13 protein-coding genes and 4 tRNA genes are annotated in these 15,313 nt (G+C 60.7%); 12 read left to right on the top strand and 5 right to left on the bottom strand.

Features of this window, described 5'->3' with window-relative positions; translation table 11 throughout:
• From J3D60_RS11575 to J3D60_RS11565, 3 genes are all read right to left on the bottom strand, one after another.
• Complete coding sequence (locus J3D60_RS11575) at positions 1-357, bottom strand: response regulator (RefSeq protein WP_092486086.1); 357 nt, start codon at positions 355-357, stop codon at positions 1-3.
• A gap of 23 nt (positions 358-380) precedes the next feature.
• Complete coding sequence (locus J3D60_RS11570; RefSeq protein WP_065940386.1) at positions 381-1,823, bottom strand: ATPase domain-containing protein; 1,443 nt, start codon at positions 1,821-1,823, stop codon at positions 381-383.
• A 73-nt stretch (positions 1,824-1,896) separates the two neighbouring features.
• Entirely contained in the window at positions 1,897-3,288 is a 1,392-nt protein-coding gene (locus J3D60_RS11565; RefSeq protein ID WP_253491491.1) for an aldehyde dehydrogenase family protein, read from the bottom strand.
• Between the two features lie 103 nt (positions 3,289-3,391).
• Here J3D60_RS11565 and J3D60_RS11560 point away from each other — a divergent pair, with 103 nt between their 5' ends.
• The gene (locus J3D60_RS11560) at positions 3,392-4,264 is read left to right on the top strand and encodes a LysR family transcriptional regulator (protein WP_065947088.1); all 873 of its coding nucleotides are present in this window, start codon (positions 3,392-3,394) and stop codon (positions 4,262-4,264) included.
• On the opposite strand, the gene J3D60_RS11555 is transcribed toward J3D60_RS11560, so the two are convergent.
• Positions 4,261-4,470, bottom strand: a complete 210-nt coding sequence (locus tag J3D60_RS11555) for a hypothetical protein (protein ID WP_016970937.1) — start codon at positions 4,468-4,470, stop codon at positions 4,261-4,263. The genes J3D60_RS11560 and J3D60_RS11555 overlap by 4 nt on opposite strands.
• A gap of 101 nt (positions 4,471-4,571) precedes the next feature.
• Positions 4,572-5,768, bottom strand: coding sequence for an amino acid aminotransferase (locus J3D60_RS11550; RefSeq protein ID WP_027604058.1), 1,197 nt, complete (start codon positions 5,766-5,768; stop codon positions 4,572-4,574).
• A 343-nt stretch (positions 5,769-6,111) separates the two neighbouring features.
• Here J3D60_RS11550 and uvrB point away from each other — a divergent pair, with 343 nt between their 5' ends.
• The 11 genes from uvrB (at position 6,112) to J3D60_RS11495 (ending at position 15,231) form a co-directional block, all read left to right on the top strand.
• Positions 6,112-8,127, top strand: coding sequence for an excinuclease ABC subunit UvrB (uvrB, locus tag J3D60_RS11545; RefSeq protein ID WP_027604059.1), 2,016 nt, complete (start codon positions 6,112-6,114; stop codon positions 8,125-8,127).
• A 200-nt stretch (positions 8,128-8,327) separates the two neighbouring features.
• Positions 8,328-9,809, top strand: a complete 1,482-nt coding sequence (gene gltX / locus J3D60_RS11540; protein WP_005789780.1) for a glutamate--tRNA ligase — start codon at positions 8,328-8,330, stop codon at positions 9,807-9,809.
• A 147-nt stretch (positions 9,810-9,956) separates the two neighbouring features.
• A tRNA-Ala gene (locus tag J3D60_RS11535) sits at positions 9,957-10,032 on the top strand.
• Between the two features lie 78 nt (positions 10,033-10,110).
• Positions 10,111-10,186 (top strand) — tRNA-Glu (locus J3D60_RS11530).
• Between the two features lie 50 nt (positions 10,187-10,236).
• Positions 10,237-10,312: transfer RNA gene (locus J3D60_RS11525), tRNA-Ala, on the top strand.
• Between the two features lie 79 nt (positions 10,313-10,391).
• Positions 10,392-10,467, top strand: a tRNA-Glu gene (locus J3D60_RS11520).
• Positions 10,468-10,648: 181 nt separating this feature from the next.
• Positions 10,649-11,188: a TetR/AcrR family transcriptional regulator gene (locus J3D60_RS11515; protein ID WP_065940383.1), complete on the top strand. Its 540-nt coding sequence runs from the start codon at positions 10,649-10,651 to the stop codon at positions 11,186-11,188.
• A 14-nt stretch (positions 11,189-11,202) separates the two neighbouring features.
• A complete protein-coding gene (locus J3D60_RS11510) occupies positions 11,203-12,036 on the top strand; it encodes an alpha/beta hydrolase (protein ID WP_065940382.1) in 834 nt (277 codons plus the stop codon).
• Between the two features lie 39 nt (positions 12,037-12,075).
• Complete coding sequence (locus J3D60_RS11505; RefSeq protein ID WP_115486907.1) at positions 12,076-12,510, top strand: thioesterase family protein; 435 nt, start codon at positions 12,076-12,078, stop codon at positions 12,508-12,510.
• 55 nt (positions 12,511-12,565) lie between these two features.
• Entirely contained in the window at positions 12,566-13,525 is a 960-nt protein-coding gene (locus tag J3D60_RS11500) for a tRNA-dihydrouridine synthase (protein ID WP_065940380.1), read from the top strand.
• 488 nt (positions 13,526-14,013) lie between these two features.
• A complete protein-coding gene (locus J3D60_RS11495; protein WP_253491490.1) occupies positions 14,014-15,231 on the top strand; it encodes a hypothetical protein in 1,218 nt (405 codons plus the stop codon).
• Positions 15,232-15,313 lie beyond the last annotated feature (82 nt).

Below are 15,313 nucleotides of genomic sequence, written 5' to 3'. Positions count from 1 at the left end.
TCACCCCAGCAGTTCCTTCACCTTGGAAATGAGCTTGTTGATGTCGAACGGCTTGTCCAGCACCGCATCGAACAGGTCCGAGCGCTGCATGCCGATATGGGCCTGCGCGCCGCTGATCAGGATAATCGGCAGGTGCTTGACGGCCGGCAGTGCACGGACCGCTTCGGCGAACTCCTCACCGTCCATCACAGGCATCATGAAATCGGTGATGATCAGCGACGGCCGTTCTCGCTCCAGCACCTCCAGCGCCTTTTTCCCATTGCCAGCTGTGACGACCATGAACCCCTCATCTTCCAGTGCGTAGGCAAGGATATCGGCGATCAAGTACTCGTCATCGACGACCAGGATAGTGGCCATGTCAATTCAACCTACCCAAAGACTTAAAAAGCTGAACCAGGCAGCGCTGAATTGGATGCAACTGAGGGGGCATTTCTTGAGACCTTTCTTAAGTCAACGGCTTGGTCACGGATCACCACCTCCAATAATGAGGGGTCATAAAAGCTGTCTCTGACCTTAAGAATGGAAAGCGTCCTTCTAAGTTCAGACTGAATCTCGAAGAAACGCATAAGCATGAGGTTGTCGGCAATGCTCGACAGTTCAGACGCGGGGGAAGTGACCTCCGAGCCGAACAGGTCATGCATCTCCCACGTGGCAAACACCGTGACGCCCCTGGCACGCAGTTCGTTCATCAGTGCGCTGTAGAAATCGGTGATCCGCGCCGGGTTGTTGGAGACGCGGGTCATGCCGCTCAAGCTGTCGATGAACAGGCGCTTGATGCCCTTTTCCTCGACCAGGCGCAGCAATCGCGCACCCAGCCCGTCCAGCAGGCCTTCGGTGGTGGGCTGCCAGGCGATGGTCAGTGCGCCACTGTCTTCCATCTCCTGGATATCGATGCCCAGGGATTGGCCTTTGAGCCGCAGGCGCTGAGGGCTTTCGTAGAAGCCGAAGTGCAGGCCGGGGGCGTCTACCGTCGACTCTGAGAGGAACTTGAGGCCCAGGGTGGTCTTGCCGATGCCCGACGGTCCCATGACCAAAGTCACGCTGGAACTGTGCAGCCCGCCGCCGAGGATGCCGTCCAACGAGCCGATACCGCTGGCGATGCGCGTCAGGTCGGCGCTGTCTGGCGCGGACGGCCGGCCATAGAGGCTTTCCAGGCGTGGGTACACCACCAGGCCGTCGTCGTTGATTTCACACTCGTGCAGGCCGGTGAGCGCGCCGCTGCCGCGGGTCTTGCGCAACTGGATACGGCGCACGGAACGGGTGCCGAACAGTTCCTCGCCCATTTCGATCACGCCATCGACCATGGTGTGCTCGGGGCTGCCGTCATCCAGGCGTGAGCTGGTGAGGAACAACACCGTGCAACCGGCGAAGGCGGCATGCCCTTGCAGTTCGGAAATGAATTTTTTCGTGTCGATCGGCGAGTCAGCCTTTGAGCGCGCGTTCAACAAGCCGTCCACCACCATGACAGTGGCCCTCTGCCTGCTGATCTCACGCCTGAGCAGCTTGACCACTTCGTCGAGGCCTTCGTTTTCCAGGGTGTCGAAGGCGCTGACAAACTGGATTTCGGCGCCGACACGGGAGGCGTCAAAAAAGCTCAGGGTAGAGAGGAACTGGAAAAGGCGGTCGTGGGATTCCGCCAACAGCGTGGCAACCAGGACTCGGCCGCCATTACGCGCGTGATGAAACCCCAGCTGGTTGGCAAGGATGGTTTTACCTGAGCCGGGGCGGCCCTGAATGATGTAGGACGCCCCAGACACCAGCCCTCCCTTGAGCAGAGCGTCCAGCCCTTCGATTCCGCTTTGAAGGCGATTTAGCTTTTCCACAGTGCGATCCTGACCCTAAAAACATGCTGTTAAGCCGAGTGGACAGAATGCTAACGCCATTTGTTCACTGCTGCTACTTGCGATCCAGCCATACGGTCTGCGCATTGCAGAATTCGCGCAGGCCAAAATGCGACAACTCGCGCCCGAACCCGCTCTTCTTCACGCCGCCAAACGCCACCCGAGGGTCGGACACGCTGAACGCATTGATGAAGATCCCGCCGGTGTCCAGCTGGTTGGCGATGTCGCGGGCCTTAGCCGGGTTGGTGGTGAAGAGGCTGGCGGTGAGGCCGAACTCGCTGTCATTGGCCAGGGCCACGGCGTGGTCGACGTCGCGGGCGGTGATGATCGAAGCCACGGGGCCAAACAGTTCCTGCTTGAACGAAGTCATCTGGTCGGTGACGTCAGCCAGTACGGTCGGCTCATAGTAGTTGGCGGCGCCGGCAACTTTGTGGCCACCCAGCAGCAGGGTGGCGCCTTCTTCCAGGGTGGCCTGGACCTGGCCGTGCAGTTCGTCGCGCAGGTCGAAGCGCGCCATCGGGCCGACGTAGGTGCTGGCCGAGGTCGGGTCGCCCATCACCAGCGCGCGGCTGGCTTCGACGAACTTGGCGGTGAAGGCGTCCACCACACCGGCTTCGATGATCAGGCGCTTCGCGGCGGCGCAGACCTGGCCGCTGTTCTGGAAACGACCGATCACGGCGGCCTGCACGGCGGCGTCGAGGTCGGCGTCGTTGAGTACGATGAACGGGTCGGAGCCGCCCAGTTCCAGCACGCATTTTTTCAGCGCGGCGCCGGCCTGGGAGCCGATGGCCATGCCGGCGCGTACGCTGCCGGTGAGGGTGACGGCGGCGATGCGCGGGTCGGCGATGGCGGTGGAGACGCCGTCCTGGGTCACGTTGATCACTTCGAACAGGCCTTCGGCGAAACCGGCTTTCTGCAACGCCGCTTTCATCAGGTAGGCGCTGCCCATCACGTTCGGCGCGTGTTTGAGCACGTAGGTATTGCCGGCGAGCAGGGTCGGCACGGCGCCGCGCAGCACTTGCCATACCGGGAAGTTCCACGGCATCACGGCGAGGATCGGGCCCAGGGGGCGGTATTCGATCCGGGCGCTGCCGTTGTCCACCAGGGTGGGTTCCGGGGCCAGCATGGCCGGGCCGTGGGCGGCATACCACTCGCTGAGCTGGGCGCATTTTTCGATTTCGGCGCGGGCCTGGGTGATGGGCTTGCCCATTTCCAGGGTGATCATCTGCGCCATTTCTTCGGCTTGATCGCGCAGGGCGCCGGCCAGGGCCAGCAGCAATTCGGCGCGCTGGCTGACCGGCTCGCGGCGCCAGGTGCGGAAGGCTGCGGTGGCACGGTCGAGGGCGGCGTCCAGTTGCGCGGCGTTTTCGTAGGGATAGCTGCCGACTGTTTCGCCGGTGGCGGGGTTGATCGACAGGGCGTGGGTCTGGTGGGAAATCGCGTTCATGGCACCGTCCGGCTGAATGAGTGGAATGGGGTCAGCCTACGGGGATGCATGTTTTCTGGAAACTGAATAATATTAAGCAATACATTCACGATTGGAGAATGACTTGGACCTGGTGCAGCTGGAAATCTTCAAGGCCGTTGCCGAGCAAGGCAGCATCAGCGCCGCCGCGCAGTTGATTCATCGGGTGCCGTCGAACCTGACCACGCGCATCAAGCAACTGGAGCAGGATCTGGGCGTGGAATTGTTTATCCGCGAGAAGAGTCGCCTGCGTCTGTCGCCCGCCGGGTGGAATTTCCTCGGTTATGCGCGGCGTATTCTCGACCTGGTGCAGGAAGCCCGCGCGACGGTGGCGGGGGAGGAGCCCCAGGGCGCGTTTGCTCTCGGCTCCCTGGAAAGCACGGCGGCGGTGCGCATCCCGGCGCTGCTCGCGGCCTACAACCAGAAGCACACCAAGGTCGAGCTGGACCTGAGCACCGGGCCTTCAGGCACGATGATCGAGGGCGTATTGTCGGGGCGGCTGGCGGCGGCGTTCGTCGATGGGCCGGTATTGCATGCCACCCTGGAAGGCGTGGCGGTGTTCGAGGAGGAGATGGTGGTGATTGCGCCGTTGCACCACGGGCCGATCACGCGAGGGCAGGATGTGAACGGGGAGAGCATCTACACTTTCCGCTCCAACTGTTCCTACCGGCACCATTTCGAGCGCTGGTTCGCACAGGACGGCGCGGTGCCGGGGAGGATCTTCGAGATGGAGTCCTACCACGGCATGCTCGCCTGCGTCAGCGCCGGGGCCGGCCTGGCGCTGATGCCACGCAGCATGCTGGAAAGCATGCCGGGGTTTACCACGGTGAGCGTGTGGCCGCTGACGGACAGTTTTCGCACCCTGCATACCTGGCTGATCTGGCGCCGTGGCACGGTGTCGCAGAGTTTGAACAGTTTTGTGAAGTTGCTGGAGGAGCAGGGTGTGGCGTCGGCCTAGCCGCCGAACTGGAAGGTGCCCATGGCCAGCTTGGCCATGATTGCCGTCGCGCCCAACTGCACCAGCCACAAGGCCAATCCACCCAGGAACACCCCGAGCGCCACCTGCAACACCAGGCTTTTCTGGCGCTTGGCTTGGGGGGCGCGCGGGGTGTAGTCGTGCAGTTCGTCGCGGTCGGCGCGCAGGTCCAGGTCGTCGTTTCTCATAGGGCTCTCACAGCAAAGGGGCGATCAGGGTTCAGTCTAGTGGGTTCGCCAATAAAAAGGGGGAAGCCATCGGCTTCCCCCTTCGTATGACGCCGTCAGGCTTATAGAACCTGAACAATCGCCTTTGTTACCGCAGCAATGTTCGACTGGTTCAACGCCGCCACGCAGATACGCCCGGTATCCAGCGCGTAGATACCAAACTCGCTGCGCAGGCGGGTGACTTGCTCAACGGTCAGGCCGGAGTAGGAGAACATCCCGCGTTGGCGACCGACGAAGCTGAAGTCGTGGCCCGGAGCAGCCTTGGCCAGCTCGGCAACCATCTGCTCACGCATGCCACGGATGCGCAGGCGCATCTCGGCCAGCTCGGCTTCCCACTGGGCGCGCAGTTCAGGGTTGTTGAGCACCGCGGCAACAATCGCTGCGCCGTGGGTTGGCGGGTTGGAGTAGTTGGTGCGGATCACGCGCTTGACCTGGGACAGGATGCGCGCGCTTTCTTCCTTGGAGTCGCCGACGATGGACAGCGCGCCCACACGCTCGCCGTACAGGGAGAACGACTTGGAGAACGAGCTGGAGACAAAGAAGGTCAGGCCCGATTCGGCGAACAGGCGCACGGCAGCGGCGTCTTCGTGGATGCCGTCGCCAAAGCCCTGGTAGGCCATGTCGAGGAACGGTACCAGGTTCCTGGCCTTGACCACGTCCAGCACGTTCTGCCAGTCGGCCGGGCTCAGGTCGACGCCGGTCGGGTTATGGCAGCAGGCGTGCAGCACCACGATGGACTGGGGCGGCAGGGCGTTGAGGTCTTCGAGCAGGCCGGCACGGTTCACGTCGTGGGTGGCGGCGTCGTAGTAGCGGTAGTTTTGCACCGGGAAACCGGCGGTTTCGAACAGGGCGCGGTGGTTTTCCCAGCTCGGGTCGCTGATCGCTACGACGGCGCCTGGCAGCAATTGCTTGAGGAAGTCTGCACCCAGCTTCAGGGCGCCGGTGCCGCCTACCGCTTGTACGGTGGTGACGCGGCCAGCGTTCAGCAGTGGCGATTCAGCGCCGAACAGCAGGGTCTGCACGGCCTTGTCGTAGGCGGCGATGCCGTCGATCGGCAAGTAGCCACGGGCGGCGTGTTGCGCCACGCGAATGGCTTCCGCTTCGGCAACGGCACGCAAGAGTGGAATCTTCCCCTCCTCGTTGCAGTAAACGCCCACGCCAAGGTTGACCTTGGTGGTTCGTGTATCGGCGTTGAATGCTTCGTTGAGGCCCAGGATTGGATCGCGTGGTGCCATTTCGACAGCGGAGAACAGGCTCATTTTTGCGGCAGCTCTATGGGGGAAGGGAGGGACGTGTCGCGCTCCAGCCGAATGCACTAGAGCGGTGCACAAACGGGGAGCTAGTATAGAGGCCATCACCGCTGAGGGCGACAACCGAAACGGCTTTTCGGCCAAGTTTTTCGGTTTATTTGCCGACCGTTAGTCTTATTGCAACATGGATCAATGACGGCAGGCGGGACGGTTGCCTTGAAACCCGTCACATTCGCCACCACTTCTACAGCTATCATGGTTTTTTCCTACGGCCCGCTCTGAAACTTCGCGGGTTGTGGTCTTTTTCGTCCCCGACGGGTTTACAGTCTGGGGTGACTTCAAGAGGTACGTTATGTCGGATTTCCAACTAGTCACCCGCTTTGAACCTGCCGGCGACCAGCCCGAGGCCATTCGCCAGATGGTCGAAGGCATCGAGGCCGGCCTGGCGCACCAGACGCTGCTCGGGGTGACCGGTTCGGGCAAGACCTTCAGCATCGCCAACGTGATTGCGCAGATCAACCGCCCCACGCTAGTGCTGGCCCCGAACAAGACCCTGGCCGCGCAGTTGTACGGCGAGTTCAAGGCGTTCTTCCCGAACAACGCGGTGGAATACTTCGTTTCCTACTACGACTACTACCAGCCCGAAGCGTATGTACCGTCCTCCGATACCTTTATCGAGAAGGATGCGTCGATCAACGACCATATCGAGCAGATGCGGCTGTCGGCGACCAAGGCGTTGCTGGAGCGCAAGGACGCGATCATCGTCACCACGGTGTCGTGCATCTATGGCCTGGGCAGCCCGGAAACCTATTTGAAGATGGTGCTGCACGTGGACCGTGGCGACAAGCTCGACCAGCGCGAGCTGCTGCGCCGCCTGACCAGCCTGCAGTACACCCGCAACGACATGGATTTTGCCCGCGCCACTTTCCGCGTGCGTGGCGATGTGATCGACATCTACCCGGCCGAATCCGACCTGGAGGCGATTCGCATCGAGCTGTTTGACGATGAGGTCGAGAGCCTGTCTGCCTTCGACCCGTTGACCGGCGAGGTGATCCGCAAGCTGCCGCGCTTCACTTTCTATCCGAAAAGCCACTACGTGACCCCGCGCGAAACCCTGATGGGCGCCATCGAGGGCATCAAGGTCGAGCTGGCCGAGCGCCTGGAGTACCTGCGCGCCAACAACAAGCTGGTGGAAGCCCAGCGTTTGGAGCAACGCACGCGCTTTGACCTGGAGATGATCCTCGAGCTGGGTTACTGCAACGGCATCGAAAACTACTCGCGCTACCTCTCGGGCCGTGAGTCCGGCGCGCCGCCGCCGACCCTCTACGATTACCTGCCCGACGACGCGCTGCTGGTGATCGACGAGTCCCACGTCAGCGTGCCGCAGGTGGGCGCCATGTATAAGGGCGACCGCTCGCGCAAGGAAACCCTGGTGGAGTACGGCTTCCGCCTGCCGTCGGCTCTGGATAACCGGCCGATGCGCTTCGACGAGTGGGAAGCCATCAGCCCGCAGACCATCTTTGTCTCCGCTACGCCGGGCAACTACGAGGCCGAGCATGCTGGCCGTGTGATCGAGCAACTGGTGCGTCCCACCGGCCTGGTCGACCCGGAAATCGAAATCCGCCCGGCGCTGACCCAGGTCGACGACTTGCTCTCGGAAATCACCAAGCGCGTGGCGCTGGAGGAACGGGTGCTGGTCACCACGCTGACCAAGCGCATGTCCGAAGACTTGACCGACTACCTCGCCGACCACGGCGTGCGCGTGCGTTACCTGCACTCGGACATCGACACCGTGGAGCGCGTGGAAATCATCCGCGACCTGCGCCTGGGCACCTTTGACGTGCTGGTGGGCATCAACCTGCTGCGCGAAGGCCTGGACATGCCGGAAGTGTCGCTGGTGGCAATCCTCGATGCGGACAAGGAGGGCTTCCTGCGTTCCGAGCGCTCGCTGATCCAGACCATCGGTCGTGCGGCGCGTAACCTCAATGGCCGGGCGATTCTCTACGCGGACCGCATCACCGGTTCCATGGAGCGGGCGATTGGCGAGACCCAACGCCGTCGCGACAAGCAGATTGCCTTCAACCTGGAAAACGGCATTACGCCCAAGGGCGTGTTCAAGGACGTTGCCGACATCATGGAAGGCGCCACCGTGCCGGGCTCTCGCAGCAAGAAGCGCAAGGGCATGGCCAAGGCCGCCGAGGAAAGCGCCAAGTACGAAAACGAACTGCGCTCGCCGAGTGAGATCACCAAGCGGATTCGCCAGTTGGAAGAGAAGATGTACCAGTTGGCGCGGGACCTGGAGTTTGAGGCGGCGGCGCAGACGCGCGATGAGATTGGCAAGTTGCGCGAGCGGTTGCTGGCTGTCTGATCTGCGGTGGCTGGACTGGCCTCATCGGGGGCAAGCCCCCTCCCACACTTTGACTTGTGAACACCGTCAAATGGGGGAGGGGCGGTGCGACGATTCGACTTGCCCCCGATGGCTGCGCCTCGGTTTTCCAGAAATCACCCAGGCTGTTACCATTCGTCCCTTGTTTCAATTTCAGTTATATCGCCCATTCGAGACCTGCCATGACCACCGTCCGCACGCGCATCGCGCCATCGCCTACTGGGGATCCCCACGTCGGCACTGCCTACATCGCCTTGTTCAACTACTGCTTTGCCAAGCAGCACGGCGGTGAATTCATCCTGCGGATCGAAGACACCGACCAACTGCGCTCCACCCGCGAGTCGGAACAGCAGATTTTCGATGCCCTGCGCTGGTTGGGCATTACCTGGGCCGAAGGCCCGGACGTCGGCGGCCCGCACGGTCCGTATCGCCAGAGCGAGCGCAGCGACATCTACAAGCAGTACACCCAGCAGCTGGTCGACATGGGCCATGCGTTCCCATGCTTCTGCACCGCTGAAGAACTCGACCAGATGCGCGCCGAGCAACAGGCCCGTGGCGAAACCCCGCGCTACGATGGCCGCGCATTGCTGCTGTCGAAAGAGGAAGTGGCTGCCCGCCTGGCCGCCGGTGAACCTCACGTTATCCGCATGAAGGTGCCGAGCGAAGGCGTGTGTGTGGTGCCGGACATGCTGCGCGGTGACGTCGAGATCCCGTGGGACCGCATGGACATGCAGGTGCTGATGAAAACCGACGGCCTGCCGACGTACTTCCTGGCCAACGTGGTCGATGACCACCTGATGGGCATCACCCACGTATTGCGCGGTGAAGAATGGCTGCCATCGGCGCCGAAGCTGATCCTGCTTTACGAGTACTTCGGTTGGGAACAGCCGCAGCTGTGCTACATGCCGCTGCTGCGTAACCCGGACAAGAGCAAGCTGTCCAAGCGCAAGAACCCGACCTCGGTGACGTTCTACGAGCGCATGGGCTTCATGCCTGAAGCGATGCTCAACTACCTGGGGCGCATGGGCTGGTCGATGCCGGACGAGCGCGAGAAGTTCTCCCTGCAGGAAATGGTCGATAACTTCGACCTGTCCCGCGTGTCCCTGGGCGGGCCGATCTTCGATATCGAGAAACTCTCGTGGCTCAATGGCCAGTGGCTGCGTGATCTGCCGGTGGAAGAGTTCGCCAGCCGCGTGCAGCAATGGGCGTTGAACCCTGAATATATGATGAAGATCGCGCCGCTGGTGCAGGGCAGGGTGGAGACGTTCAGCCAGGTCGCACCGTTGGCCAGCTTCTTCTTTGCCGGTGGCGTTAACCCGGATGCCAAGTTGTTCGAATCGAAGAAACTCTCTGGTGACCAGGTTCGCCAGTTGATGCAACTGATCCTGTGGAAGCTGGAAAGCCTGCGCCAGTGGGAGAAGGACGCGATCACTGCGACGATCCAGGCGGTGGTGGAATCCCTGGAGTTGAAATTGCGCGATGCCATGCCGCTGATGTTTGCCGCGATCACCGGGCAGGCCAGTTCGGTGTCGGTGCTGGATGCGATGGAAATTCTCGGCCCGGACCTGACCCGTTTCCGCCTGCGCCAAGCCCTTGATTTGCTTGGTGGTGTATCGAAGAAAGAAAACAAAGAGTGGGAAAAACTGTTGGGCGCTATCGCTTAAGCAGTCCGTTGCAGCGACGAAACCCAGGTTTTCCGGGGTTTCGTCGGTAAGTGATTGTTATCCCGGCAAAAAATTTTGGAAAATGTTGAAAATAAATTTGACACCTTTCCAAACCGCCATTAAGATTCGCCCCGTCCTCACCGATGAGGGGCTATAGCTCAGCTGGGAGAGCGCTTGCATGGCATGCAAGAGGTCAACGGTTCGATCCCGTTTAGCTCCACCAATTTACAGGTTCAAGGTCTGGCCACACCGTCCTTGAATCGATCAGCTCTCAGCGCTGGTCAGCTGTACAGAAGGTTTTGTCCCCTTCGTCTAGTGGCCTAGGACACCGCCCTTTCACGGCGGTAACAGGGGTTCGAGTCCCCTAGGGGACGCCAGTTTCAACAAGCAGTTCGAAAGGTCTGCTGCGCCGCGAGGCGAAAAATCCGGGGCTATAGCTCAGCTGGGAGAGCGCTTGCATGGCATGCAAGAGGTCAACGGTTCGATCCCGTTTAGCTCCACCAATTTACAGGTTCAAGGTCTGGCCACACCGTCCTTGAATCGATCAGCTCTCAGCGCTGATCAGCTGTACAGAAGGTTTGTGTCCCCTTCGTCTAGTGGCCTAGGACACCGCCCTTTCACGGCGGTAACAGGGGTTCGAGTCCCCTAGGGGACGCCACGATTACCCGCTCTGCGGGATTTTTAAGGGTCATTCAATTATTGAATGGCCCTTTTGTTTGTCTGGCGTTTGGCCAATTCTCTCCCCCATTCCCTTTGCTTTGCTGACCAGTGGTCATGCTTGTCGCTTGCCAAATATTATTATGGTAATAATATTCAACCCATGAAAGTCGGAGGCAATGATGAGCGATAAAAAAGCGCAAACCCGCGAACGTATTCTGCAAGCCGCCAGCGCCGCATTGATCCAGCGTGGTCCGGCCGAGCCTAGCGTGGGCGAAGTCATGGGCGCGGCGGGGCTGACCGTCGGTGGTTTCTACGCGCACTTTGAAAGCAAGGACGCCTTGATGCTGGAGGCGTTCACCCAGTTGTTGGCGCGGCGGCGTGCATCTATCGACGATATGGACGCACAGCTGACGGGAGAAGAGCGCAGGGGCCTGGTGGCGGCGTTTTATCTGTCACGCAAGCATCGCGATTCAACAGTCCAGGCATGCCCGATCCCGGCCACCGTGGGCGAGATGGCGCGGCTGCCGGACGCCTTCCGCGAGGCGCTGAGCGAGCATGTGGAACTGATGGCGGCGCAGCTTGCCGCGAGTCCCGAAGACACTGACAAAGCCTTGGCTGATATGGCGTTGATGATCGGCGGGCTGGCCTTGGCGCGCGCCCTGGGGCCGGGCGAGTTGTCGGACCGAGTGTTACGCGCGGCCAAGTCGGCTGTGCGCTAGAAGAGGGTGCAAGGATGGGCGCGTTAACCTGGATTCGTCGCTTCAACGGCACGCTGGGGCACCTGGCGCCGCAAACGGTGGCCAACAAGATGCGGCGTGCCTTCATGACGCCGCGCGACCTGCCGCCACGTGACTGGGAGCTGCCGCTGCTGGCGCAATCGGAGCGCATCACCTTGCGTTTCGGCCTGTCGGCCTTGCGCTGGGGCCAAGGCCCTGCGGTGTTGTTGATGCACGGCTGGGAAGGCCGTCCAACCCAATTCGCCAGTTTGATCACCGCGTTGATAGACAACGGTTACTCCGTGATCGCCCTGGACGGTCCGGCCCATGGTCGTTCACCGGGACGGGAAGCTCACGTGCTGCTGTTCGCCCGAGCCATGCTGGAGGCGGCTGCCGAACTGCCGCCGCTGCACGCCGTGATCGGTCATTCCATGGGCGGCGCCAGTGCGATGCTGGCAGTGCAGTTGGGGCTGCGTACCGAGGCGTTGGTGAGCATCGCCGCACCGTCACGCTTCCTGGATGTGCTGCGCGGCTTTACCCATATGGTCGGTTTACCGGCGCGGGCACGCTCGGCCTTTATCCAGGAGGTGGAGTTGACGTTCGGCATGCCGCTCAAGCATCTGGATGTGGCGCACTACCAGATGAATATCCCCGGCCTGATCGTGCACGCCGAAGACGATACGTTTGTTCCGGTCAAAGCGTCTCAAGCCATCCACGAAGCCTGGTTCGACAGCCGCCTGCTGCGCCTGGAACAAGGCGGGCACCAGAAAGTGCTGGCCGATCCCAGGGTGATCGAAGGCGTGCTGGCGCTATTGGCCGGCTGTCGTCTACAGGACCGGCAAACCGCCTGATACACTGCTCCCGCCGACATCAATCGACTGGAGCAAGGCATGGGCTGGGATTTGGCAACGCCGTTTATCATCGATCTGCAGGTCGCGCCTGAAGACATTGACGGCCTGGGGCACGCCAATAACGCGGTATACGTGTCCTGGCTGGAGCGCTGCGCCTGGCGCCATTCCCAGCGCCTGGGGCTGGACCTCACCGAGTACCGCCGCCTGGATCGTGCCATGGCCGTGGTGCGCCATGAAATCGATTATCTGGCGGCGGGCTACGAAGGCGATGAGCTGCAGCTGGCGACCTGGATCGTCGATTGGGACCAGCGCCTGAAGATGACCCGTCGTTTCCAGCTGGTACGCCCGCGTGACGGTGCGACCTTGCTGCGGGCGCACACCACCTTTGTCTGCATCGAATTGTCCAGCGGTAAGCCCAAGCGCATGCCGGCCGAATTTCTCGACGGTTATGGTCCCGCCCTGACAGGGGGTTAACGGTTGCCGCGGGAAACCCAGTAAACTGCGCCACGATTTTTGTTGAGTGTTTTCCATGCAAATTGCTTTGGCGCCCATGGAGGGGTTGGTCGACAACATCCTGCGGGACGTGTTGACCCGCGTGGGCGGTATCGACTGGTGTGTGACCGAGTTCATCCGCGTCAACGACCGCCTGCTCACCCCGGCGTATTTCCACAAGCTCGCCCCGGAACTGCTGCACGGTGCCCACACCGCAGCTGGTGTGCCGTTGCGCGTGCAATTGCTCGGCTCCGACCCGGTTTGCCTGGCGGAAAACGCCGCCCTGGCCTGCGAGCTGGGTTCCGAGGTGATCGACCTGAACTTCGGCTGCCCGGCCAAGACCGTCAATAAGTCCCGCGGCGGTGCAGTGCTGCTCAAGGAGCCGGAGCTGCTCAACCAGATCGTTGAACACGTGCGCCGTGCCGTGCCGGCCCATATCCCGGTGACCGCCAAGATGCGCCTGGGCTTCGACAGTCCGGATGGCGCGCTGGTGTGCGCCACGGCCCTGGCCGAAGGCGGTGCGGCGCATATCGTGGTGCATGCGCGTACCAAGACCGATGGCTACAAACCGCCCGCCCACTGGGAATGGATTCCGCGGGTGCAGGAGGTGGTCAAGGTGCCGGTGTTCGCCAACGGCGATATCTGGAGCGTCGAAGACTGGCGGCGCTGCCGGGAGATCAGTGGTGTTGAAGATATCATGCTCGGTCGCGGTCTGGTGGCGCGTCCGGACCTGGCCCGGCAAATCGCCGCCGCGCGTGCAGGCGAAGACGTCGTGGAAATGACCTGGGCGCAAATGCAGCCCATGCTTCAAGACTTCTGGACCCAGTCGGTAGCACAACTGACCGAGCGTCAGGCTCCCGGTCGATTGAAGCAATGGCTGGCGATGTTGACGCGCAATTACCCCGAAGCTGTAGCGCTGTTTACCGCCCTACGCCGCGAAACCGAACTGGGGCAAGTCAGTCGTTTGTTGGGTATGGATGCGCCTGCCGCTGCCTGATCTATAACGATACTGTTGATCACCTGCCGATGGTTCAAACAAGGCTCTTTATCGAAAGATAAGGAGCCTTTTGCGTTGCGGGATTTTTGAGTTGTGACTGAGTTGTTCTGAAAACTTCCGTAGTTATTCGTGCGACAGCTTAATTATGACTGATGATTTTTTGTGCCCGCTAACTATCACAGAACAATAGTTAATGGTGTTGTTAAGTATGTCTCCTAATTGCATGTCTGACGCTTTATTAATAGGTGTGTCACGCGAGTGTGACGTCGATGTGCGCTGAATCAGGCTTTTCTTGGAATTGCCATGAGGCAAAGTCTGAAAGTGCGTGTTGGTTTCCTTATGTGAGGTGCGATTTCTGGAACCCGATAGCCTCAGGCTCCACGAAAGTAGTGACTGTGACGCAACGCTGTTGTCTTCCAGTCCACCTAAATTTCATTGCTGTCCCAGGCATTTAATGGCCGAGATGGCGCTGACGAAGGAACTTGCTTATGTCTCTCTCGATCAATAATTCACCTTCTATGAAACTTGATACGGCACGCGATGAAGTGCCGTCCTCAACACTCCCAAAGTCCAGCGTGCCATTGAGTACCTCCAAGACGGATTCAGCATGGACTTCATCTGCACTTTTTCCTGACAATGCCCGAACGACTCAGGGTGAAATGATGATCAGCGCGGGGGCGCTTTCAAAGTTGTTCGACATGCTTGAGCAAGTCTTCAAGTCCATGCGTGAGGTTATTTTAGGAAAAAATGTAACCCCTCAACCCGCTATCCCCTCCGATAAGGCACTCAAGGCCACACCGGATTCGTCTGACCCGCTGAAAATGAAGGCAGATGCAGCCACGTTACCGAAGGCCTCGTCGGATTCGGCTGACCCACAGAAGATGAAGGCAGATGCAGGCACGTTACCGAAGGCCTCGTCGGATTCGGCTGACCCGCAGAAAATGAAGGCAGATGCAGGCACGTTGCCAAGGACCACGTCGGCTTCGACAGACCCACAGAAAGTGAAGGTAAATGCAGACCCGTTGGCGAAGACCCCGTCGGATACGACGAGCGAACTGAAAGTGAAAATTGACGACGGGTTGCTTCCAGGGACGTCACACAAGCCCACGTCACATGTTTCACCGGCGGTACCCGTGCCCAGCGTCAACGTGAGTAACGACTCGAATGCGCAGGTAAAGGTGGAGCTCAATATTGGTCGTTGTCACTGCCCTGACACTCCCGTCGAGCACGACAGAGGCAGGCTGAAGACCGTGCCCGACGCGGCGCCCAATCCTGTCCCGATGCCCAAGGCCGAGGTGACTCCACAACCCGAAGCCCGGGTGCCGGACACCACGCCCGGCGTGCAGCCCAAGCCCGCGTTGATACCCAAGGCCGAGGTGACTCCACAACCCGAAGCCCGGGTGCCGGAAACCAAGCCCGGCGTGCAGCCCAAGCCTGCGTCGATACCCAAGGCCGAGGTGACTCCGCAACCCGAAGCCAAGGTTCCGGGCAGCCATCCTGGTGTGCTGCACAAGCCTGAACCGATGCCCCAGCCCGGGGTAGTACCGCAACCCGACACGAAGATCGTGCCCCCGACTGATACCAAGCCGACGGTCACTCCAGATCAGCCAAAGCCTGAGCCTGACGTGACCAGCCCGGGCCCTGCTGAAAAAGATAACGATCTCAAAGGGTGGAGTTTTATCAATCGTCGTCGGCTGAAAACCTGACGCCAGGCATCGCAATTCAACTTCTTCGATAAATAAAAACAGTGTTTCTCCGGGGAGCTTAACGTCCGGAGAAACACTAAGA

The sequence above is a fragment of the Pseudomonas sp. S3E17 genome, from assembly GCF_024168685.1.
Classification (GTDB): domain Bacteria; phylum Pseudomonadota; class Gammaproteobacteria; order Pseudomonadales; family Pseudomonadaceae; genus Aquipseudomonas; species Aquipseudomonas marginalis.
Note: the sequence above shows the minus strand (reverse complement) of the source record. Positions and strands in the feature narration are given on the sequence as shown.

What these genes read in the sequence shown, in the direction of transcription:
- J3D60_RS11515 (WP_065940383.1), top strand. Translation starts at nt 10,649, where the DNA reads ATGAGCGATAAAAAAGCGCAAACCCGCGAACGTATTCTGCAAGCCGCC.
- J3D60_RS11550 (WP_027604058.1), bottom strand. Translation starts at nt 5,768, where the DNA reads ATGAGCCTGTTCTCCGCTGTCGAAATGGCACCACGCGATCCAATCCTG.
- gltX (WP_005789780.1), top strand. Translation starts at nt 8,328, where the DNA reads ATGACCACCGTCCGCACGCGCATCGCGCCATCGCCTACTGGGGATCCC.
- J3D60_RS11495 (WP_253491490.1), top strand. Translation starts at nt 14,014, where the DNA reads ATGTCTCTCTCGATCAATAATTCACCTTCTATGAAACTTGATACGGCA.
- uvrB (WP_027604059.1), top strand. Translation starts at nt 6,112, where the DNA reads ATGTCGGATTTCCAACTAGTCACCCGCTTTGAACCTGCCGGCGACCAG.
- J3D60_RS11575 (WP_092486086.1), bottom strand. Translation starts at nt 357, where the DNA reads ATGGCCACTATCCTGGTCGTCGATGACGAGTACTTGATCGCCGATATC.
- J3D60_RS11505 (WP_115486907.1), top strand. Translation starts at nt 12,076, where the DNA reads ATGGGCTGGGATTTGGCAACGCCGTTTATCATCGATCTGCAGGTCGCG.
- J3D60_RS11500 (WP_065940380.1), top strand. Translation starts at nt 12,566, where the DNA reads ATGCAAATTGCTTTGGCGCCCATGGAGGGGTTGGTCGACAACATCCTG.
- J3D60_RS11565 (WP_253491491.1), bottom strand. Translation starts at nt 3,288, where the DNA reads ATGAACGCGATTTCCCACCAGACCCACGCCCTGTCGATCAACCCCGCC.
- J3D60_RS11510 (WP_065940382.1), top strand. Translation starts at nt 11,203, where the DNA reads ATGGGCGCGTTAACCTGGATTCGTCGCTTCAACGGCACGCTGGGGCAC.
- J3D60_RS11555 (WP_016970937.1), bottom strand. Translation starts at nt 4,470, where the DNA reads ATGAGAAACGACGACCTGGACCTGCGCGCCGACCGCGACGAACTGCAC.